Raw genomic sequence first — 20,049 nt, 5'->3', positions numbered from 1 at the left:
GTCCGTCGCGGGGGTGAGTCAGGCGTCGCGGCGCAGCACAGCCACGGCCTCCACGTGGTGCGTGTTGGGGTACAGGTCCAGGGCCGTCACGTCCTCGACCTTCCACCCGCGCCTCCGGAGCCTGCCCAGGTCCCGTCCGAGCGCCGCCGGATCGCACGCCACGTACACGATGGTGCGGGGCCCGGCCTGGTCCACGGCGGCCAGCACCTCCTTGGCGGCACCGGCGCGCGGCGGATCCATGAGGACCACGTCGGGACGCGGCGGGGCCTGGCCCCCGGCGGACGACGCCGCTCGGGACCCCCGGCGGCGGTGGTCACCGCGACGGTGGTCTCCGCGGACGCGGCCCCCGCGTCCGGTCAGGACACGGGCCACGTCCCCTCGCACGCTGCTCACGTGGGGGGCGTGGGCGAGGTTGTGGGCGGCGTCGGCGGAGGTGACGGGTGAGCCCTCCACCGCGAACACCGCGCCGCTCTCCCCCACGGCGCGTGCGGCCACGGCCGTGAACAGCCCGGCGCCGCTGTAGAGGTCCCACACGGTGTCACCCTCGCGCAGGTCGGCTCCGGCCAGCACGGTCCGAGCGAGCGCTGCCGGGGCCGCGCGGTGGATCTGCCAGAAGCCCGTGGGGCTCACGCGCCACTGCAGCGGCTGAGCGGTCTCCCCGGAGGCGTCTGCGGACACGGGCCACTCGAGGGTCTCGAGCACCTCTCCGCTCCCGGCCCAGGTGGCGACCCTGCGGTGGTCCGCCGAGCGCGCCGTGACGGAGACGCCGTGGGCGGCGCCCCACTCTCCGAGCTGTGCCCGCAGCGCGTCCAGCTGCCGCTCGTCCGCGTCCGCCCGCAGGCTCACGTGCAGCAGCGGGGTCCGGCCGTTCGACGGGGCGGAGACGTCCACGCGCTCGGCGCCCTCGAAGCGCAGGGCCCACGGGGCCAGGGCCTGGATCGGGGCGGAGGCCAGGGGCATGTCCTGGAGGGTCACCAGCTCGTTGGAGCGGTGCGGGTGCATCCCGGGGGTCCCGTCCGCGGCCACGTCCAGGTGCAGCCGGGTGCGCCACCCCGTGCCGTCGGGCGTCTCCCCCTCGATCGGGAGCACCCGGCCCTCCCACTCGTGGCCGGCCAGGTGCGAGAGCTGCTCGGCGAGAACGCGCCGTTTGAGCTCGCGCTGCGTGGCGAGGTCCGCGTGGCCGAATTCCGCCCCGCCCACCGGCGCACGGCCCTCGGCCGCGGCCAGCAGGGCGTCGGCCAGGGGCCACACGTGGTGCTCACGGCGTCCCGGCGCGGGGTCGACGACCTCGACCACGTCCCCGCGCCAGTAGGACGCGTCGGGCTGCCGGTCCGTGAGCGCCACCCGTGCCAGCTCCCCGGGCAGCCCGTGCCGCACGAACACCACCCTGCCCTCGGCGGTTCGGGCCACCACGTGGCCGCCGTGGGCCACCTCGCCCAGGCGCAGCTCGAGGGTGTGAGGGGTGTCGGTCATCGGCTGTTCTCCGTGAGTTGCAGTTCGCGCACCGATTCGAGGTGCCAGGGCACGGAGGCGATCATGACTCCGCGTTCGTAGTGCAGCCGGGTCCGCAGGGGGCGGATGGCCTGGTTGTGCAGGAAGCGCTCCCAGCCGCGGCCCACCACGTACTCGGGCAGGTAGACGATCACGAGGTCCCGGGGGGACTTGCGCCGGATCCCGCGGATGTGGGCGATCACCGGGCCCACCGAGTCCCGGTAGGGAGAGGCGAGCACGGTGATGGGCACCGGGATCTCCAGGGACTGCCAGCTGCGCACGATGTCCTCCGTGCGCGTGCGGTCCGTGTCCACCACCACGGCCTCCAGGCTGGAGGGACGGGACGCCCGCGCGTAGGTCAGTGCGCGCACCACGGGCTTGCGGACGGACGTGACCACGATGATCGAGTGCACGCGGGAGGGCAGGGCGCGCACCATGGAGTCGGGGTGCACCTCCAGCTCCGCGTCCACGGCGCGGTAGTGGTGGGCGATCGCCCGCATGAAGAGGGTGGTCAGGGCGATGGCCACGATCGTGAGCCACGCCCCCTGCGCGAACTTGGTCACGAGGATCACCACGAACACCGCGGCGCAGGCCACCAGGGCGACCGTGGCAACCGTGAGGCGCACGGCGATCTGCCGGCTGGTGGCCCGGGAGGTCCGCGTGCGGCGGACCCGGTTCCAGTGCCGCACCATGCCGGCCTGGGTGAGGGTGAAGGCGAAGAACGCGCCCACCACGTAGAGCTGGATCAGCGCGTTGACGTTCGCGCCGAAGACCAGGGTGAACGCGGCCGCCACCACGGACAGCAGCACGATCCCGTTGGTGAAGGCGAAGCGGTCCCCCCGGCTCTGCAGCTGCCGGGGCAGCAGGGCGGCGGAGGCCAGTCGGGAGGCGAGCACGGGGAAGCCGGAGTAGGCGGTGTTGGCCGCCATGAAGAGCACGCCCACGGTCACGAGCGCGAGCACCACGACCCACACGGAGTCCGGGCCGGTGACCGCCTGGGCGATCTGGGCGAGCACGGGAACCTGGTAGAAGTCCGCGGCGGGAGCGTGCCCGTCGATCAGCAGCTGGCCGTCGGGGTCCATGACCACCACCACGCCCGTGCGCCGGGTGAGGTACAGGACCCCCAGCAGCAGCACGGCGGACAGGGCACCGAGGACGGCGAGGGTCCGCGCGGCGTTCAGCGCCTTGGGCTTGCGGAAGTAGGGCACGGAGTGGGTGATGGTCTCCACCCCGGTCACGGCCACCGCGCCGGAGGAGAAGGCCCGCAGCACGAGCATGGCGCCCGCCAGGCCCGCCAGGCCCGCGTCCATGCCCTCGGCGGGCAGCACCTCGTAGGCCGCCGACGGCGCGGGGTCCAGTGCCCCGGCCACGTCCTGCACCACACCGACCACGATGAGCAGCAGCACCACGGCCACGAACGCGTACGTGGGCACGGAGGACGCCCGGCCCATGAACTTCAGCCCGCGCAGGTTCAGCAGCCCCACCAGGGCGATCCCCACGACCGCGACCGCCGTGCGGTGCTCCACCAGCACAGGAAACACCGCCGCGAGGTACTGCGCGGCGGCGGCCATGGACACCGCGACCACCAGCGTGTAGTCGACCATCAGGGCCGCACCCACGGCGGCACCGGCGGGACGTCCCAGGTTCTTGGAGGCGATCTCGAAGTCCGCGCCGCCCGAGGGGTAGGCCCGCACGTTCTGCCGGTAGGCGGTGATGACCACGGCGAGGACCACCAGCACCGCGAGCCCCACCCAGGGGGACACCACGATCGCGGAGGAGCCCGCGAGCGCGAGCGTCAGGACGATCTCGTCGGGCGCGTAGGCCACCGAGGAGAGGGCGTCGGACGCGAAGACGGGCAGGGCCGTGCCCTTGGAGAGCACCGTGCCCGCGGCGCGCTCGTTGTGGAGGGGCTTGCCCACGAGAGCGCGGCGGAGGAGCTGGGACGCATACACGTGGGAACACGCTAGTCGCTGAGCGGGTCCTTGTCCCGCGGTGGTGGCACCTATGCTGTGCCCCATGGCGCATTTCGTGATCATGGGCGTGGGCAGGGTGGGCATCAGCCTGGCGCACGCCCTCGAGGACTCCGGGCACACCGTGGCGGTGATCGACCAGGACGACCGCGCGTTCCGCAAGCTGCGTCCCGACTTCTCGGGCAGGAAGGTCACCGGCCACGGCTTCGACAGGGACGTGCTGCAGCGCGCGGGGATAGCGGACGCCTACGCGTTCGCGGCGGTCTCCAGCGGGGACAACTCCAACATCATCGCGGCCCGTGTGGCGCGCGAGACCTTCAAGGTCAAGCACGTGGTGGCCCGGATCTACGACCCCACCCGCGCCGAGTTCTACCAGCGCATGGGGATCCCCACCGTGGCCAGCGTGCGCTGGAGCGCAGACCAGGTGCTGCGCCGGATCCTGCCCGAGCACGCGATCACGGGCGACTTCCGGGAGGCCTCGGGGCGCCTGCAGCTCGGCGAGCTTCCCCTGGACGACTCCTGGTCCGGGCTGCACCTGGACCGGATCGAGGAGGCCGCCGGGGTGCGGATCGCCTTCATCACCCGTTTCGGGGAGGGCATCCTCCCCGCCAGCGACACCAGCTACCAGCAAGGAGACATCGTGCACGCGATGATGCGCGTCGAGGACGTGGAGCGCGTTGCCCGAGTCCTCTCCCGTCCGCCGTCGGACGAGGTCATGGAGGCCGTGGCGCTCGCGGCCACCCGGGACGGGAAGGGGCGGCACTGATGCACGTGGTCATCGTGGGCGGGGGCTCCGTGGGTTCCTCGATCGCCCGGGAGCTGCTCTCACACGGGCACGACGTCGTGGTGGTGGACGCCACCGCCGAGGTGATCGGGCGCTCCAACCTGCGCGGTGCGCAGTGGGTCGTGGGGGACGCGTGCGACCTCGACGTCCTGCAGCGTGCCCGGGCCGAGGAGGCGGACGTCATGGTGGCCGCCACGGGGGACGACAAGGCGAACCTCGTGGTGTCCCTGCTCGCCCGCAGCGAGTTCGGGGTGCCCCGCACCGTGGGCCGGGTGAACAACCCCAAGAACGAGTGGCTCTTCGACGACGCCTGGGGCGTGGACGTGGCCGTGTCCACCCCCCGCCTCATGACGGCCCTCGTGGAGGAGGCCGTGGAGATCGGGGACGTGGTGCGGCTGCTGAGCTTCCAGACCGGGGCCGCCACGCTGTCCGCCTACACGGTCCCCCGCGAGCACCCCGTGGTCGCGAGCACCGTGTCCCAGGTGCCGTGGCCCCCGGACGTGGCCCTCGTGGCCATCCTGCGCGACGGCGTGCCGATCGCCCCGTCCGGGGACGACCTGCTGGAGGGTGGGGACGAGCTCTTCTTCATCACCACCGCGGAGGGAGAGGAGCAGCTGCGGGCCATGTTCACCACGGCCCGGGACGTCAATCTGCAGGCTGCGCTGGACGAGGGCGGCTCGACAGCCATGCCAGCCACAGCGCGGCGGCGTACAGCGGGGTCCCCATCACCAGACGCGTGACACCGAGCGCGGTCACGTTCTCGGCGAAGTACAGCGGCAGCTGGACCACCAGACGGGCCGCGAACATGGCCATGAGCAGCCCGTTGGCCCGCTGGTAGACGGCCCGCCGCGCCGGATCGGACTGCCAGGCGGTGCCCTCGCCCCGCACGTAGCCGTACAGCACCCCGAGCAGGGGCCACTTCACCGCCGCCGACAGCGCGAGCCCCAGCAGCCACGCGGCGTTGATGAAGAATCCCGGGACGTAGTAGTCCAGTGCCTGGCCGCCCACCCGTGCGAACAGCGCGCACACGCCCACGCCCACGAGGCCGGCGAGCGCCTGGGTGACCGTCTGGCGCTGCGCGAGCCGCGCGAGGGTGAACACGGCGGCGGTCGCGAGGGACGCGGTCAGGGCCACGGACAGCTCCCCCACGAGGATCACGCACGTGAGGTACACGAGCCCCGGCAGGATCGACTCGACGACGCCGCGCCAGCCGCCCATCGCCGAGAGCACGTCCAGCTGCCCGCTCTCGTCGCGGCGCAGGCCCGAGCGCTCGGCGAACTCCTGTGCGGCGCGGCGCATCGAGGCGTCGGGGTCCCCGGCGGCGTCGCCCCGAGTGGGCTCTGCGCCCGGCTCCCGCGTCACCGGGCGGCCCGCTTGGGCGTGACGATCTCGTAGCGAGGGTTGTACATGGTGGGAACCCCGTCCGGGAAGCACACGACCGCGAGGCAGCGCAGCCTGGTGCCGGCGGCAACTCCCGGAACGGTGCGCTGACCGTGCCACAGCAGCTCCACACCGCACGGCACGGCGCTGCCGGGACGCGGCACCTTCAGCAGGGCGCGGAAGTGCGGGGGCGCGGTGGCGGGCGCCACGGTGACCTCCACCACCACGCCCTCCACCACCGCCCGGCGCCGGCACCGCTCCCCGGTGCCGGGCGTGAGCTCGTGCTCCCCGGCCTCGGGCTCGGAGCGCACGTCGATCGCGCCGGTGAGGGGGTTGTTGACGGGCACGGTCAGCCGATCTCGGTGATCTCGGGACCGCGGCGCGGCGGCTGCACGTCCGGGCGCGACGACGTCTCCCCGGACTCACCGCCGCCCTGCGGTGGCGTGTCCCCCGGGCCGTCCGCGCGGGTGATCGTGGCATTCTCGGGCATGGTCAGGGCCAGCATGTCGCGCGGCGGGTGCGGATCCTGGCCGCGGACCACAACGAGGGCCCGCACGGCGTCGTCGAGCACCTCCGCAGTGGTGCCGGGCATGGCGGCGCCGCCCGTGAACACCGCGCGCAGGAACCAGCGCGGGCCGTCGATGCCCACAAAGCGCGCGAGACGGTAGCCCTTCTGACCGTCCGGGGTGGTCCCCGGGAACTTCGCGTCGACCTGCAGCCCGAGCGGGCCCTGGGACACGGTCGGGTTCCCGCCGTCGCGGCGCAGCCCGGCCACGAGCTCGGCCCGCACCTCGTCCCACAGCTGCGCGGTCTTCGGCGCGGTGAACGCCTGCAGCTGCACCGAGCCGTCGCGGAAGTCCAGGTTCACCGCACGCGGCACCTTGGTGTGCTGGTCCACCTCCATGCGCACGGTCACCCCGCTGATGGGCTTGACCAGCAGCGCCCCCATGTCCAGGTAGTCGCCACGTTCACCCGAGAACTCGGCCTCGTCCCACGGGCCGTTCGCCCGCGGGTCCGTCGTGTCCTGGGCCGGTTCCGCCGCCTCCTCGTCCTGTGGCACCGCGGCTTCCTCGGCGGCGGACTCCGCCGCGTCGGTGCTGTTGTGCTTCTTACGTCCGAACATCGATCACTCCAGGAAGTCGTCGGGCAGAAATTCAGTGGTGCCCCGCAGCGGGTGCGGGGTCAGTGGGTTCCGGAGGAGCCGAAGCCCCGTTCCCCGCGCTCGCTGGCGTCGAGCTCGTCGCTCGGCACGAAGCGCGCCGTGACCACCGGCTGGATGACCAGCTGGGCGATCCGCTCGCCCCGGCGGACCGTGTAGCTCTCGTGGGCGTCCGTGTTGAGCAGGCACACCTTCAGCTCCCCCCGGTAGCCGCTGTCCACGGTGCCCGGGGCGTTGACCACGGTGATCCCGTGCTTGACGGCCAGCCCGGACCGGGGGTGCACCAGGCCCACGTGGCCCGGCGGGACGGCCACGGCGACACCCGTGTCCACGAGTGCCCGCTCCCCCGGCGCCAGCACGACCTCGTGGCGCGCCCGCAGGTCCGCCCCGGCGTCACCGGCGCGCGCGTAGGACGGCGGGAGCAGGTCGGGGTCCAGCATCCGCAGCGGAACGGGGAGGTCCTCGGGGGTTTTCGCATCAGTCACAGTCCTCCACTCTAACGCCCCGCACCGGCACCCAGGGAGCGCGTCCAGGGCCCGCTCAGGAGCCCCGGGTCCGTTCCTGGCGGGCCGCATCCACGGGCGGCGGTCACGAGAGGCGCACCGCGCCCCGGCCCCGGGACGCCTGCGGCGGCGCGGCACCGGTCCCGGAGCTGCCGAGGCCGTGTGGCCACGGTCGCGTCCCCCGCGGCCTCCCGGCGGCGCACCGGACGCACGAGTGTGCCAAGGTGGAGGCATGAGCTCTCAGCACCCCGTCCCCGGCGAGGACACCCCTCAGGATGCCGCCACCTCCCGCGAGACCCACGGCACCGCGCCGGGGAGCACGCAGGACCGCACCGCCACGGCCGACCCACGGGACCGGGACGTCTCCCCCGCTTCCCGGGCCGGGGACGTGGACCGTGCGCGCGCGGCGTCGTCCGCCGGGGCCGCGCACGACGGCGCGGTGCGCTACCGCGAGAAGCTCACCGTGTCCTGGTGGATGTGGCTGATCGTGGCGTTCGTGGGCGGCACGGGCTTCGTGGCCGTGGCCCCCATCAACATCACCGTGGGAATCGTCGTGGCCGTCGTGCTGGTGCTCGCCGTGGGTCTCGCCGTGCACCTCGGTGCGCCGAGCATCGTGCTGACGGACGAGGACCTGCGCGTGGGCCGGGCGTACATCGAGCGGCGCTACGTGGGCCGCGCGGAGGCCCTGCGCGGCGCCGAGGCCCGCGAGGCCCGCGGCCCGCAGCTGGACGGCCGCGCCTTCATGAACTTCCGGGTGTCGGTCCCGGACATGTGCCGGATCGAGATCACCGACCCCGTGGACCCCACGCCCTACTGGCTCACCGCGACCCGCCACCCGGAAGAACTCGCCCGCGCCGTCAACGAGCGACCGGCCCCCGGCCACGTCGAGACGCGCTGAGCACCACCCCGTCCCGTTGCTGCAACGCACCGGTTCCCGGAACGACGACGGGCGGTCACCCTGACAGGGTGACCGCCCGTGGCAGTCGTGCGGGCGGGGAACTCAGCCCATGCACTCGTAGCAGTACTTCACGGCGCCGCGCTCCTCGGCGAGCTGCGAGCGGTGGCGCACCAGGAAGCAGGAGCCGCACGTGAACTCGTCGTCCTGGGCCGGCAGGACCACCACGGAGAGCTCCTCGTTGGAGAGGTCCGCCCCGGGCAGCTCGAAGCTCTCGGCCGCCGTGGCCTCGTCCTCGTCAACGCTTCCGGACTGGTGGTCCGACCGCCGGGACTGCAGCTCCTCGATGGAGTCTTCCTTGAGGTCCTCGTCCTGCTTGCGCGGTGCGTCGTAGTCTGTGGCCATGTGTCTATCCGCTCCAACCGGTCTTCGCGAGATCGCTGTGTGCAACGGCGTCCGGGCGATCTCCCCCGGGGCCGTGTCGCGTAGAGTGTGCATCATGGGGGCCGAAAAAGCCAGTACCCAGGACCCAGATTTCTCACAGGGCATGATCCACCGTAGCGGTGCGCAGATCCGCACCCGGACCAGCCTCGACGCCGCCGCCACGCGGCCGTGCGGCACCCGCCCCGGTGCCCCGCGGGCCTGCCAGTAGACTGACCCACAGATGGCGCGGGGCGCACCACGGCAGCCGTGGCGAGCGCTCCCCCGACGGAAGGACAGCATGGAGCAGTTGCGCCTGGCAGGAGTGCACGACGACGGCGAGCACCTGATCGTGGAGGCCCCCGACTCCACGCGGTACCGCCTGAAGATCGACCAGCAGTTGCGGCAGGCGATCCAGCACGCCCGGCGCAAGCCGCCGGCCCGAGGGCGCGGCGGCGCGTCCTACGGTCCGCGGGACATCCAGGCGAGGTTCCGGGCGGGCGCCAGCGTGGACGACATCGTGGCCGAGTCCGGGTGGGAGCCGGAGCGCGTGCGCCGCTACGAGTGGCCCATCCTCGCCGAACGCTCCCACATGGTCACCGAGGCCTGCCGGGTCAAGGTGTCCGGAACCAACCCCTCCCACGACGGCTACCGCTCCGTGTTCGAGGGAGAGCCCAAGTCCCTGCAGGAGACGGTCGACGCCCAGGCCTCCCGACTCGGGGTGGACCGGTCCAGCTTCGACTGGGACGCCTGGCTGCGGGAGGACCAGCTGTGGACGGTCCAGCTGAGCTTCGAGGCCCCGGCCGACCGTGACTCCCTGCCCGCACCCGAGCCTGCACGGTGGAGCTACAACCCCGCCACGCGCAGCGTGCGCCCCGACAACGAATGGGCCCGGACCCTGGGCGAGGAGCCCCGTGAGGCGGGTCCGCTCGGCGCCGCGGCACCGGCCGCGCCCGCGCAGGCCCCCGGCTCCGCCGTGCACCGGCTGCAGCACGAGGCCGGCCCGGCGGACGACCTCCTGGACGTCCTGCAGTCACGACGCGGCCGCCGTCTCGGCACCGACGAGCCCGGCGACGACCGGCTGGCGGAGATGCTCGGCCGCGGGATGGGCCAGGTGGAGCAGCGCCCCCGGCCGATCGACGCGCCCGAGGACTCCCCCGTGTTCGACCGCCCCATCCAGCCCGCTGCCTCGCAGGTGGCCGAGGACCAGGCGCTGCGGGGTGAGGGGATCCAGATCGTGGACGACTCCACACCTGACCGCGAGGATCCCCGTACCTCCGGTGCGGACACCTCTTCCGAGACGACACCGGGGCCCGCTGAGGACACCCATCTGGACGGCGACGAGACCTGGGTGGAGGTCACGCAGGCGCACGATGCGCCCGGGGAGCGCACCGACCTCCGGGACCACGACGAGGACCGCGCCACCGCCCCGGTGGCCACCCTGACCCCGCGCACCACGGGTGCTGGTCGGGATGCGGCCGGCCACGGTGCGGGAGACCCGCAGGAGAGCAGCCGGGACGAGGACCGGCAGGAGCCCCGGGCGGCCTCCGCGGAGCAGGCCGCCGGGGAGGACTCCGAGTCCACGGCCCCCGGCCCACGCGGACGCACCCCGAAGGCGAGGCGGTCCTCCGTGCCCAGCTGGGACGACATCGTGTTCGGAGCCAACAGGTCCTGACCGCACCGCGGCCACGCGCTGTGGTGCAACATCCGCGCACCGCACGGTACAGTCGCGGGGGCAGGCCGGGTTCCACGGGGAGAATGTGCTCCGGCCGCACGCGAACACGGGCTACTCGTAGGGAAAATCGGGCATGAGCAACTCCATTCAGGACGATCTATTCGGCGACGACTCACCGTCTGGCGAGGGCGCGGGCTCCGCACCCCGCTCGGGCGCGCGCCGCTATCTGGCGCCCGTGGCGCTGGGTGGGGCCGCGCTGCTCGTCCTGGCCGGCGTGGGCGCCGTGGCCTTCACGGGATTCACGGGAGGTTCGGACGATCCCGCTCCCGCGGACTTCGCCACGGAGACCGCCACCCCGAGCGCTCCCCCGACCCGCACGAAGACCCCCACGCCCACTCCGACACCCACCACGCCGGAGCCCACGATCCCACCGGAGCAGTACTACGAACCCCCGCAGCCCGTGGCACCCGTGCAGCCCGTCTACCCCGCGCCCCAGCCCCCCGTGGCACCACAGCCGGCACCCACCACGGCCGAGCCCGCGCCCACGAAGCAGCCCTCCAAGGCCCCGCCGACCAAGGCCCCGCAGCCCACGGCGCCCCCCGCCCCGAAGCCCACACAGAAGCCCACGGCCCCTCCTCCCCCGGAGCCACCCAAGCCCACGGCTCCGCCCACCGGTGGCGGCACGGGCAAGGGCTCGGACACGGGTGGTGGCGCGGCCCAGGGCGCAGGTCAGGCCGGGAACTCCTCGGGGTCGGACGCCGGGTCCGCCCGCTGAGTGCCCGGCACCGGGTTCACCCCCGAGCGGCAGGCTCCCCACCCGTCCGCGGGGTCACGGACCTCACCACAACAGTGCGGGCACGTACCGTTCCTCGTCCGTGAGGGAACCGTGCTGGCCCACCATGCCCAGTGGCCGGGCGCCCTGCCGGGAGACGTCGTAGAGGGCGATCTCCCCCCGTCCCAGCACCCACACGTCGCCCGCCCGGGCCAGCATCCGGGGGTCCGGGTCCGTCCCGAAGTAGCCCGCCCGCGCCAGCTCGGTCCGTGTGGCCGTCCACACCGCGTCCCCGAAGTGCTCCTGCCAGCGCTGCGCCACGTCCTCCGGATCCGCGTGGCCCGAGAGGTGCAGCTGCACCGCCCGCGGCTCCCCCGCCGTGTGTCGTACCCCGTCCATCAGATCGGGCTCCCCACTGACGTCCAGGCGGTGATCGGGGCCCACGTCCACCATGCCGTGGTCCGCCGTGAGCAGCACCCGGGTGTTCGCGGGCAGCCGGGTCACCAGGCGCTTGAGGGCGGAGTCCAGCTCCTCCAGCGCCCGCAGCCACGCATCGGAGCGCCAGCCCACCCTGTGGCCGGTCTTGTCCAGCTCGTCCCAGTAGAAGTACACCAGGCCCCGGCGCCCCTCGCGCAGCTGCTCGAGGGTGCGGGCCGTCCGGGCGTACACGCCGTCGGCTCCCACGAACCGCCCGCCCCGGAGCGCCGCCCGGGTGAGTCCGGAGGACTCGAAACGCGGCGCACTCACGGTCACGGTGTCCACGTGCTCGGCGGCGCGCTCGAGGACGGTGGGCACGGGCTGCCACGCGAGCGGATCGACGTCCGCGGGCCACTGGCCCAGCATGTTCACCACCCGGTCAGTGGCAGGCTCCAGCACGTCGTAGCCGAGCATCCCGTGCGTCCCGGGGGCCGCCCCGGTCCCCAGGCAGGACAGGGAGACGGACGTGGTGGAGGGGAACGCGGCGTCGAGCTCCCCGAGGGACTGTGCGCAGCGCAGCGTGGGCGCGTAGCCCTGGACCTCCCGCAGCAGCCGGGAGCCGAGCCCGTCCACGAGCACCACCACGTAGCGGTGCGCGCCCGGCAGGCTCAGGGCGTTGGACGTGCCGGGCACCCCCGTGGCCGCGGCGGCCGAGCTCAGCACGTCCGCGATGCTGCGCGAGCCGTAGCGCGGCGGTCGGGGCAGCTCGCGGGCGCTCACGACGTGCGGCCCGCGTCGCGCCCGCTGTGGCGGTGCCCGAAGCGCGTGCGCGGGGCGGGGGTCTCCGGACGGGACGCCCCCTGGTGCGGGGCCTGGGCGATCTGGGCACCGGAATCGGTCAGCGGGGCCACGTTCGCGCGCCGCAGGGTTCGGGCGAACTCCCGGGCGCCCTCCACGGCGTCCTGCCCGTCCGCCTCGGAGCTGATGCGCATCACCACGTCCTCGCTCGCGGCGGTGCCCGTGTACCCGTGGTCGGCCTGGCACTCCGGGTCCTCGCACATGGCCGGGTACAGCTCGAGCTGCTGCGTCCCGGTCCAGCTCACCGCGAGGTTCAGCTCCATGATCGGCGTGCCCGGCTGGTAGTTCTGGGGCTGGTGGTACGCGTAGCTCAGCGTCACGGAGCGGATCTGGGAGATGGGGACGGTCTCCGAGGACACCCGCGCCACGGTGTCGGCCCCGTTCTCGTCCAGCTGCTGGTCGTCCACGTGGGTGATGTGCAGGACGTCCTCCGCCAGGACCAGCGCGGTGATGTGGCGGTGCAGCTCCGTGTTGGTGAAGTGGGTCTCCAGCTGCACGAGGTGGGACGCCGGCCGCCTGCCGTCGAGGGAGTCCATGACCACGTCCGTGACGAGCTGCGGGTAGAACCCCGCCTTCTCGATGTCCTGGACGAGCCGTGAGCCGTCGGGTGCTGAGTAAGTCATGGCGCCATTGTCCTCCACCGGGGCCCCCGCGGCACACCGTGTCATCGCACGACCTCGCCCGCGGTGGCCGATGCCGTCGCGGGGCACGACGTCGCCCCGCGGCCCGCACGGTGCACCGCAGCCCCTCAGGGGGTCACGACGCAGGACACCGTTCCGTCCTCGAGCTGCGTGCACTCCGGGGTGACGTCCGTGGTGGCCGCCGGCGGTCCGCCGCCGCCGTCCGAGGGGACCCCGGAGGTCTCCGGTGCCCGGGTGGGTTCCGGAGTGGTGCCGGGGCTCTCCTGCCCGCCCCAGCGCGCCAGGGCCGGCCCGAGCCACACATAGCCGGCGACGAGTGCGAGCACCGCGAGGGTCACGGCGAGCACCCACCAGGGCCAGCGAGGCGCGCGGGCGCCCCGTCCGGTTCCACGAGCGCTGGGTGGTGCGGCGGCACGCGCGCCCACGGGATCCTGCGACGTCATCCCGTCCGCAGCCCCCGCGGGAACAGGATCCCCTGAGGTCACGGTCAGTCGGGCCGTCTCCTCGGGTCCGGGTGCCGTGGGTGCCGGTGCTGTGGGTCCCGGGGCCGCTGTGGCGCGCCCCCTGGCCCCGGACAACGGCTCCAGCACGGGGGTGTCGGCGGTGTCGATGAGCTCCGTGCTGTCCTCCACGGGCGGCCCGGCCACGGGCCACCGGGTGGTCGATGCCGAGGTGGTGCGGTCCTCGTCGGGCTCCTCGTCCCCCACCGGGGAGAAGGGGCGCAGCAGGTCTCCCCCGCGCTCGGTCATCGCGGGGCGGTCCGGAGCCGAGATCGCCTGGCGGTGCACGGCGTGCCACGCGATCGGGGCGTCGGCGGTGCGCCGGGCGCCCGCGGGCAGGCGGGCGGCGTCGGCCACCGGTGACAGCTCACGCTCCGTGGTGGGCTCGAGGACGTCGAAGACCTCGAACGGCTCGCCCTCCGCGGTCTCCGCCGATCTGTCTGCGCGAGCGGACGCCGTGTCCAGCAGCTGCGCCAGCAGGCGGTCGGCGGCCCGGACGCGCTCCTCGGGGTCCGGGTCCAGCAGCCCCGCCACCCCGGTGCGCAGCGCGGGCGAGTCCTCGAAGAGCGCCAGCTCCGCGACATCCTCGGGGCGCAGCGGGTCCGCGCTGAGGTCCACCTCGGGCAGGACCATGCGCACCGCGGTCACTCCCGCCGCGTAGAGGTCCATGCTCCGCGAGGGGTTGCCCGGCGAGTAGGCCTCGGAGGGCAGGTACCCGGGGGTTCCCACGACCGTGCCCGTGTGGGTCAGGCGCGCGTCGTCGAGACGCACCGCGATGCCGAAGTCCGCGAGCCGGGCGACCGGAAGCCGGGAACCGGTGGGTTCGAGCAGCACGTTGGCGGGCTTCACGTCCCGGTGCACCCAGCCGCGGGTGTGCACGAACCGCAGGGCCTCCAGCAGCTGGCACACGAGCTCCTCCGCCAGCCAGTCCGCCACCGCGCCGTTGTCCTGCAGCGCAGCCTCCAGGGTGCCGCCGGAGACGAGCTCCATGGCGATCGCCACGTGCTCGTCCTCCGCCGCCCAGCCGTAGGGCGCCACCACGTGCGGGTGGTCCAGGTTCACGGACTGCTCGCGCACGAAGCGCAGCAGGTCCGCGGAGTCCCGCTGCCGCAGCACCTTGGCCGCGCACTCCGTGCCCAGCCGCAGGTCGTGGGCGCGCCACACGGCGCCGCTGCCGCCCTCCGCAATGGGCGTCAGCAGCTCGAAACGGCCGGCGATCGTGTCCCGCACTGTCGGACTGCGCCTATCCCAGCATCGCGCGGCGGGCGCTGTCCGTGCGCTGGCCCGGGTCCCCGATCTTGACGACGGCCGAGAGCACGGTGAGCACCGGTCCGGAGAGCACCACGGGGTTCAGCTCCAGGAACGCGATCTGCGGGAAGCGGTCCTTGAGGAACGCGACCCGGTTCACCAGCTGCTCGAGCCCGGTGGTGTCCACCGGCGGGACCCCCTGGTACCCGAAGAGCTTGCGCGCGGCCTTGGGAGCCCGCACCATCCGGGTGATGTCCCGGTCCGTGAGCGGCGGCACGCGGTGGGCCCAGTCGTCCAGCAGGTTCACGGCATCGCCGGTCATGCCGAAGGACAGCACGGGGCCGATCAGAGGGTCCTCCGCGGCCCGCAGCACCACGGTCTGACCCGTGGGCGCCATGGACTGGACCTCGAAGTCGGTCACGTTCCACCCGGCCAGGGTGCGCTTCATGGTCTCGATCGCCGCGCGCAGCTGGTCCGAGTCCTGGATGTTGAGCACCACACCGCCCAGGTCCAGCCGGTGGCGCAGGAACGGGTCCGTGGTCTTCAGCGCCACCGGGTACCCCAGGCGTTCGGCGGCGGCCGGGCCGTCCTCGGGGTCGTTGAAGCGCACGGACTCCAGCACCCGAATCCCGGCGTGGCCGAGCAGCTCGTTGCGCTCGGCCGTGCTCAGCTCGTAGAGCTCGTCCCCGGTGACCTTCTCCCGCAGCCGGTCGAGCACCGACTCCAGGGCCTCGAAGTCGAAGTCCTCGGGCACCGTGACCACACCCTGGTCCTGCGAGCGCCACGTGGTGTAGTCGATCACCTGGGCGAGCGCGTGCATCGCGGTGCCCGGCGAGTCGAAGCACGGCAGGGCGGCATCGTCCGCGGTGTGCACGGACGCGGTGAGGCTGTCCGGGCCGTGCTGGCCGGTGAACACGGCCACCGTGGTGCGTCCCGCATCGCGCGCGGCAAGCGCCACGTCCGCCGCGATCCGGTCCCGGTCCAGACCCTGCGCGGGCATGAGCACGAGCACCACGCTGTCCACGTCCTCGGAGGCCAGCTGCGCGCGCGCCGCCTCGAGGACGGTGCGGTGAGCGGCCTCCCCGCCCTGGGTGGTGTCCACGGAACCGTTGACCACGGCCGGCTCGAGGTCCAGCCGCAACGCGGTGTCCTCGGTGAGCTGGGCGAGCGCAAGGGCGTTGGAGACCACCGCGATCCGGCGGGATCCGGGCAGCGGCTGGCTCTCCGCGATCGCGGCGATGTCCAGCAGCTGCTCCGCGGTGGTGGCCCGGATGACCCCCGCCTGGCGGAACATGGCGTCCAGGGCGCCCGGCGGGGCCTGGGTCACACGCCCGGTGTGGCCCGGGGGCAGCCGCAGCCCGGTGACCTCGGACTTGGCCACGATCACGGGCTTGGATAGCGAGAGCCGGCGCGCGATGCGCGAGAACTTGCGCGGGTTGCCCACGGACTGCAGGTAGAGCCCGCACACCTTGGTCCCGGGATCGTCCTCCCAGTGCTGCATGAGGTCGTTGCCGGAGACGTCCGCGCGGTTGCCCGCCGACAGGTAGCTGGACAGCCCCACCCCGTGGCGCTGTGCCGCGCCGTAGAGCATGGTGCCCACGGCCCCGGACTGGGAGAACAGGCCCAGCCCACCGCGCCGCGGCATCTGCTCCAGCACGGAGGCGTTGAGCGAGACCGCAGGGTCGGTGTTCATGAGCCCCAGGCTGGCAGGCCCCACCACGCGCATGCCCGCCGCGCGGGCGATCCGCACGAGCCGGCGCTGGGCCAGGGCACCCTCCACACCGTCCTCGGCGTAGCCGCCCGTCATCACGACGACGGCGCGCACGCCCGCTCGGCCGCAGTCCGTCACCGCCTCCTCCACGGCGTCCCGGGGCACGGCGATAACGGCCAGGTCCACGGGGTCGGGGATCTCCGAGAGGGCCGGGACGAAGGTGAGCCCCTCGCGCTCGAACGGGGAGTGGCCCACGCCGTACAGGGTTCCGGTGAACCCGCCCGCGAGGATGCTCTCGACCGCGTGGTGACCAGCGTGCTCCTCGTGGGCGGAGGCGCCGATCACGGCCACCGTGGTCGGTGTGAGCAGGTCCTGCACGGAGCGGGCCTCGGCACGGTGCTCGCGGGCGGCCATGACCGCCAGGGACTTCTCGGTGGGGTCGATGTCGAACTCCACGACCACCACGCCGTCCTCGAACTGGCGGGAGACGTCGTAGCCGGCCTCCACGAACACGTGCAGCATCTTGCGGTTCTCGGGCAGCACCTCGGCGGTGAAGCGGTTGATGCCGTTCTCCCGGGCCGCCGCGGCCAGGTGCTCCAGGAGGATGGAGCCGATGCCCCGGCCCTGGTGGTGGTCCGAGATCATGAACGCCACCTCCGCCGCTCGCGGCGAGGTGCGGTCGTAGCGGCCCACGCCGATGAGCTTGTCCCCCAGGATCAGCACGAAGCACACGCGGTCCCGGTGGTCCACCGTGGTGAAGCGCTCCAGCTCCCGCTGGGACAGCTTGGGCTTGTAGGAGAAGAAGCGCAGGTAGATGCTGTCCTGGGACTGCGAGGAGTGCATCTGCTGCAGCAGCTCCTGGTCCTGCGGGCTGATGGGGCGCAGGTGCGCGGTGGCGCCGTCCCGCAGGATGACGTCCGCCTCCCAGTACTCGGGGTAGGCCTGCTGCTGCGGAGTCTCGTCGAGGGAACCCATAGACTTCAGACTAGCCAACCGCCTGCCCCTGACACAGGAGCACGCACCGAATCCAAGGAGTTGCCGCTCGATGGCTCGTCGCCGCTCAGCCACCCGTTCCCCCCAGGACGACCTCCCCGAGGACTTCGTCGAGCACATCGTGGACGTGGACGTCACCCAGGAGATGGAGACCAGCTTCCTCGAGTACTCCTACTCGGTGATCTACTCCCGCGCCCTGCCGGACGCCCGGGACGGCCTGAAGCCGGTGCAGCGGCGGATCCTGTTCATGATGGACCAGATGGGTCTGCGCCCGGACCGCGGCCACGTCAAGAGCGCGCGCGTGGTGGGCGAGGTCATGGGCAAGCTGCACCCCCACGGTGACGCCGCGATCTACGACGCGATGGTCCGCATGGCGCAGTCCTTCGCCATGCGCGTGCCCCTGGTGGACGGCCACGGCAACTTTGGCTCGCTCGACGACGGTCCGGCCGCTCCGCGCTACACCGAGGCCCGCATGGCCCCGGCGGCCCGGACCCTCACCGGGGACCTGGACGAGGACGTCGTGGACTTCGTGCCCAACTACGACAACCAGTTCCAGCAGCCCGCCGTGCTCCCGGCCGCCTACCCCAACCTGCTGGTCAACGGCGCCACGGGCATCGCCGTGGGCATGGCCACGAACATGGCCCCCCACAACATGCGGGAGGTCGCGGCCGGCGCGCGCCACCTGGTGCTGAACCCCGAGGCCACCCTGGAGGAGCTCATGAAGCTCATTCCCGGCCCGGACCTGCCCTCGGGCGGGCGAATCGTGGGACTCGAGGGCATCCGGGACGCGTACCGCACCGGGCGCGGCTCCTTCCGAACCCGCGCCACGGTGGCGATCGAGCAGGTCTCCCCGCGCAAGCAGGGCATCGTGGTCACCGAGCTGCCCTACATGGTGGGCCCGGAGAAGGTCACCGAGAAGATCAAGGACGCCGTCCAGGCCAAGAAGCTCACCGGCATCTCCGACGTGGTGGACCTCACGGACCGCACCCACGGGCTGCGGCTCGTGATCGAGCTCAAGAACGGCTTCAACCCGCAGGCGGTGCTCGCGCAGCTCTACAAGCACACACCCCTGGAGGAGTCCTTCGGGATCAACAACGTGGCGCTCGTGGACGGCCAGCCGCGCACCATGGGCCTGCTGGAGCTGCTGCGCGTCTACACCGACCACCGGATTGCCGTGGTGCGCCGGCGCACCGCGTTCCGCCTGGCCAAGCGCCAGGACCGGCTGCACCTGGTCGAGGGTCTGCTGATCGCGATCGTGGACATCGACGAGGTCATCCAGATCATCCGCGGCTCCGAGGAGACCGCCGAGGCCCGGGACCGGCTGATCGCGGTCTTCGACCTCTCCCGTGCTCAGGCCGAGCACATCCTGGAGCTGCGGCTGCGCCAGCTCACCAAGTTCTCCCGCATCGAACTCGAGGCCGAGCGCGACCAGCTGCAGAAGGAGATCGCTGAGCTCGAGGCGATCCTGGGCTCGGAGACCACGCTGCGCGGCGTCGTCGCCGACGAGCTGGCGGAGACCGCCGAGAAGTTCGGGGACGAGCGCCGCACCGTGCTGCTCGAGGCGGAGGACCTGCCCGCCGTGACCGCGGCCCAGACGGGCGGGAAGAAGGCGGTCACGTCCGTGGCCCTGGAGATCAGCGACGACCCGTGCTGGGTGTTCCTCTCCACCACGGGGCGGATCGCCCGCAGCGCCGCGCGCACTGCCCTGGCTGACGGCTCGCGCCGCTTCAAGCACGACGCGCTCACGAGCGTGGTCCCCGCGACGGCTCGCGGCGAGATCGCCGCCGTGACCTCCACGGGCCGGATGCTGCGCGTCTCGTGCGTGGACATCCCCGTCCTGCAGGACTTCGACGGCGTGCCCCGCCTCGCGGACGGCGTGCCCGCCGCGGACTTCCTGGGCCTGGAGAAGAACGAGGCGCTCGTGGGCCTGGCGCCCCTCAACGAGGTCGTGGCCATCGGCACTGCGGCCGGTGTGGTCAAGCGCGTGAACCCGGACTACCCGCTGAACCTGGACCAGTGGCCCGCGATCAAGCTCAAGGACGGGGACCGCGTGGTGGGCGTGGGTGCCGCGCCGGACACCACCGAGCTCGTCATGGTGTCCTCGGACGCCAAGCTGCTGCACTTCCCCGCCTCCACGGTGCGTCCGCAGGGCCGCACCGCCGGTGGCGTGGCCGGCATGAAGCTCGCCGCCGGTGAGCACGTGCTCTTCTGCGGGGCGGTGATCCCACAGGAGTCCACCGTGGTGGTCACGCAGGCCCGCGGGGACGGCCAGCTGCCGGAGATGGGAGAGGCCTCCGTCAAGGTCACGCCCCTGAGCGAGTTCCCGCCCAAGGGCCGTGCCACCGCGGGTGTGCGCGCGCAACGGCTGCTCGCCGGGGAAGAAGCGCTCAACCTCGCGTGGGTGGGTCACGGGCCGGGCAAGGCCGTCTCCGCCGCCGGGGTCGCGCGGAGCCTGCCCACCGAGTACGGGCGCCGGGACGGCTCCGGGGTGGGGATCGACCGCGCCGTGGCCGCGGTGGGGCCGGCCTTGACGGGGCTGCCGGTGGAGGCTCCCGCCGCAGAGAACGCGTCTGATCCGGCTGCGGAGACGGCCTCACCCACTGACTGAGCCAGCGGCGACCGGGGGCCGGTG

The 20,049-nt window shown here is 73.1% G+C and carries 17 protein-coding genes; 6 read left to right on the top strand and 11 right to left on the bottom strand.

From position 1 onward, the window contains the following. Positions 1 to 18: 18 nt before the first annotated feature. Together AABM36_RS07185 and AABM36_RS07180 are read right to left on the bottom strand one after the other, a co-directional pair. Complete coding sequence (locus tag AABM36_RS07185) at positions 19 to 1,473, bottom strand: class I SAM-dependent RNA methyltransferase (protein WP_145000590.1); 1,455 nt, start codon at positions 1,471 to 1,473, stop codon at positions 19 to 21. After that, positions 1,470 to 3,443, bottom strand: a complete 1,974-nt coding sequence (locus AABM36_RS07180) for an APC family permease (RefSeq protein ID WP_423445504.1) — start codon at positions 3,441 to 3,443, stop codon at positions 1,470 to 1,472. The genes AABM36_RS07185 and AABM36_RS07180 overlap by 4 nt, the downstream gene beginning before the upstream one ends. Positions 3,444 to 3,507: 64 nt before the next feature. On the opposite strand from AABM36_RS07180, the gene AABM36_RS07175 reads away from it, so the two are divergent. Both AABM36_RS07175 and AABM36_RS07170 read left to right on the top strand, forming a co-directional pair. Then, complete coding sequence (locus tag AABM36_RS07175; RefSeq protein ID WP_423445502.1) at positions 3,508 to 4,227, top strand: potassium channel family protein; 720 nt, start codon at positions 3,508 to 3,510, stop codon at positions 4,225 to 4,227. Beyond that, positions 4,227 to 4,985, top strand: a complete 759-nt coding sequence (locus tag AABM36_RS07170; protein WP_019310674.1) for a potassium channel family protein — start codon at positions 4,227 to 4,229, stop codon at positions 4,983 to 4,985. Before AABM36_RS07175 ends, AABM36_RS07170 begins: the two co-directional genes overlap by 1 nt. Here the strand turns inward: AABM36_RS07170 and AABM36_RS07165 are convergent. The 4 genes from AABM36_RS07165 to dut are packed head-to-tail and all read right to left on the bottom strand — an operon-like array spanning position 4,891 to position 7,224. After that, a complete protein-coding gene (locus AABM36_RS07165) occupies positions 4,891 to 5,607 on the bottom strand; it encodes a DUF3159 domain-containing protein (protein ID WP_081477468.1) in 717 nt (238 codons plus the stop codon). The genes AABM36_RS07170 and AABM36_RS07165 overlap by 95 nt on opposite strands. Then, positions 5,604 to 5,972 (bottom strand): hypothetical protein, encoded by a 369-nt coding sequence (locus tag AABM36_RS07160; protein ID WP_019310676.1) that lies wholly within the window; start codon positions 5,970 to 5,972, stop codon positions 5,604 to 5,606. The genes AABM36_RS07165 and AABM36_RS07160 overlap by 4 nt, the downstream gene beginning before the upstream one ends. Before the next feature lie 2 nt (positions 5,973 to 5,974). Beyond that, positions 5,975 to 6,748, bottom strand: a complete 774-nt coding sequence (locus tag AABM36_RS07155; RefSeq protein ID WP_423445499.1) for a DUF3710 domain-containing protein — start codon at positions 6,746 to 6,748, stop codon at positions 5,975 to 5,977. 59 nt (positions 6,749 to 6,807) lie between these two features. Beyond that, positions 6,808 to 7,224: a dUTP diphosphatase gene (dut, locus tag AABM36_RS07150; protein ID WP_423447926.1), complete on the bottom strand. Its 417-nt coding sequence runs from the start codon at positions 7,222 to 7,224 to the stop codon at positions 6,808 to 6,810. Between the two features lie 295 nt (positions 7,225 to 7,519). Here dut and AABM36_RS07145 point away from each other — a divergent pair, with 295 nt between their 5' ends. After that, the gene (locus tag AABM36_RS07145) at positions 7,520 to 8,185 is read left to right on the top strand and encodes a DUF3093 domain-containing protein (RefSeq protein ID WP_423445498.1); all 666 of its coding nucleotides are present in this window, start codon (positions 7,520 to 7,522) and stop codon (positions 8,183 to 8,185) included. A gap of 102 nt (positions 8,186 to 8,287) precedes the next feature. On the opposite strand, the gene AABM36_RS07140 is transcribed toward AABM36_RS07145, so the two are convergent. Next, positions 8,288 to 8,587, bottom strand: coding sequence for a DUF4193 domain-containing protein (locus AABM36_RS07140; protein WP_423445496.1), 300 nt, complete (start codon positions 8,585 to 8,587; stop codon positions 8,288 to 8,290). Between the two features lie 316 nt (positions 8,588 to 8,903). Between AABM36_RS07140 and sepH the strand changes: the two genes are divergently transcribed. Further along, positions 8,904 to 10,277: a septation protein SepH gene (gene sepH, locus AABM36_RS07135; RefSeq protein WP_423445494.1), complete on the top strand. Its 1,374-nt coding sequence runs from the start codon at positions 8,904 to 8,906 to the stop codon at positions 10,275 to 10,277. A 133-nt stretch (positions 10,278 to 10,410) separates the two neighbouring features. After that, a complete protein-coding gene (locus tag AABM36_RS07130; protein ID WP_423445492.1) occupies positions 10,411 to 11,052 on the top strand; it encodes a hypothetical protein in 642 nt (213 codons plus the stop codon). A gap of 63 nt (positions 11,053 to 11,115) precedes the next feature. Here the strand turns inward: AABM36_RS07130 and AABM36_RS07125 are convergent, their stop codons facing one another. The 4 genes from AABM36_RS07125 to AABM36_RS07110 form a co-directional block, all read right to left on the bottom strand. Further along, positions 11,116 to 12,246: an alkaline phosphatase family protein gene (locus AABM36_RS07125; protein WP_423445490.1), complete on the bottom strand. Its 1,131-nt coding sequence runs from the start codon at positions 12,244 to 12,246 to the stop codon at positions 11,116 to 11,118. Further along, entirely contained in the window at positions 12,243 to 12,947 is a 705-nt protein-coding gene (locus AABM36_RS07120; protein ID WP_423445488.1) for a DUF5998 family protein, read from the bottom strand. The genes AABM36_RS07125 and AABM36_RS07120 overlap by 4 nt, the downstream gene beginning before the upstream one ends. A 125-nt stretch (positions 12,948 to 13,072) precedes the next feature. After that, positions 13,073 to 14,695, bottom strand: a complete 1,623-nt coding sequence (locus AABM36_RS07115; RefSeq protein WP_423445486.1) for a protein kinase domain-containing protein — start codon at positions 14,693 to 14,695, stop codon at positions 13,073 to 13,075. Between the two features lie 13 nt (positions 14,696 to 14,708). Continuing rightward, positions 14,709 to 17,399 carry a GNAT family N-acetyltransferase gene (locus AABM36_RS07110; protein ID WP_423445484.1) on the bottom strand — a complete coding sequence of 897 codons (2,691 nt, stop codon included), beginning with the start codon at positions 17,397 to 17,399 and terminating at the stop codon, positions 14,709 to 14,711. Between the two features lie 70 nt (positions 17,400 to 17,469). Between AABM36_RS07110 and AABM36_RS07105 the strand changes: the two genes are divergently transcribed. Next, entirely contained in the window at positions 17,470 to 20,025 is a 2,556-nt protein-coding gene (locus AABM36_RS07105; RefSeq protein ID WP_423445482.1) for a DNA gyrase/topoisomerase IV subunit A, read from the top strand. Positions 20,026 to 20,049 lie beyond the last annotated feature (24 nt).

It is taken from the genome of Kocuria sp. KSNUG, assembly GCF_049532735.1.
In the GTDB taxonomy this organism is placed as follows: Bacteria; Actinomycetota; Actinomycetes; order Actinomycetales; family Micrococcaceae; genus Kocuria; species Kocuria rhizophila.
The sequence above is the reverse complement of the archived record's forward strand: the minus strand, read 5'-3'. Positions and strand labels throughout refer to the sequence as shown.

What these genes read in the sequence shown, in the direction of transcription:
- AABM36_RS07185 (WP_145000590.1), bottom strand. Translation starts at nt 1,473, where the DNA reads ATGACCGACACCCCTCACACCCTCGAGCTGCGCCTGGGCGAGGTGGCC.
- AABM36_RS07175 (WP_423445502.1), top strand. Translation starts at nt 3,508, where the DNA reads ATGGCGCATTTCGTGATCATGGGCGTGGGCAGGGTGGGCATCAGCCTG.
- AABM36_RS07170 (WP_019310674.1), top strand. Translation starts at nt 4,227, where the DNA reads ATGCACGTGGTCATCGTGGGCGGGGGCTCCGTGGGTTCCTCGATCGCC.
- AABM36_RS07155 (WP_423445499.1), bottom strand. Translation starts at nt 6,748, where the DNA reads ATGTTCGGACGTAAGAAGCACAACAGCACCGACGCGGCGGAGTCCGCC.
- dut (WP_423447926.1), bottom strand. Translation starts at nt 7,224, where the DNA reads ATGCTGGACCCCGACCTGCTCCCGCCGTCCTACGCGCGCGCCGGTGAC.
- AABM36_RS07145 (WP_423445498.1), top strand. Translation starts at nt 7,520, where the DNA reads ATGAGCTCTCAGCACCCCGTCCCCGGCGAGGACACCCCTCAGGATGCC.
- AABM36_RS07140 (WP_423445496.1), bottom strand. Translation starts at nt 8,587, where the DNA reads ATGGCCACAGACTACGACGCACCGCGCAAGCAGGACGAGGACCTCAAG.
- sepH (WP_423445494.1), top strand. Translation starts at nt 8,904, where the DNA reads ATGGAGCAGTTGCGCCTGGCAGGAGTGCACGACGACGGCGAGCACCTG.
- AABM36_RS07130 (WP_423445492.1), top strand. Translation starts at nt 10,411, where the DNA reads ATGAGCAACTCCATTCAGGACGATCTATTCGGCGACGACTCACCGTCT.
- AABM36_RS07120 (WP_423445488.1), bottom strand. Translation starts at nt 12,947, where the DNA reads ATGACTTACTCAGCACCCGACGGCTCACGGCTCGTCCAGGACATCGAG.
- AABM36_RS07110 (WP_423445484.1), bottom strand. Translation starts at nt 17,399, where the DNA reads ATGGGTTCCCTCGACGAGACTCCGCAGCAGCAGGCCTACCCCGAGTAC.
- AABM36_RS07105 (WP_423445482.1), top strand. Translation starts at nt 17,470, where the DNA reads ATGGCTCGTCGCCGCTCAGCCACCCGTTCCCCCCAGGACGACCTCCCC.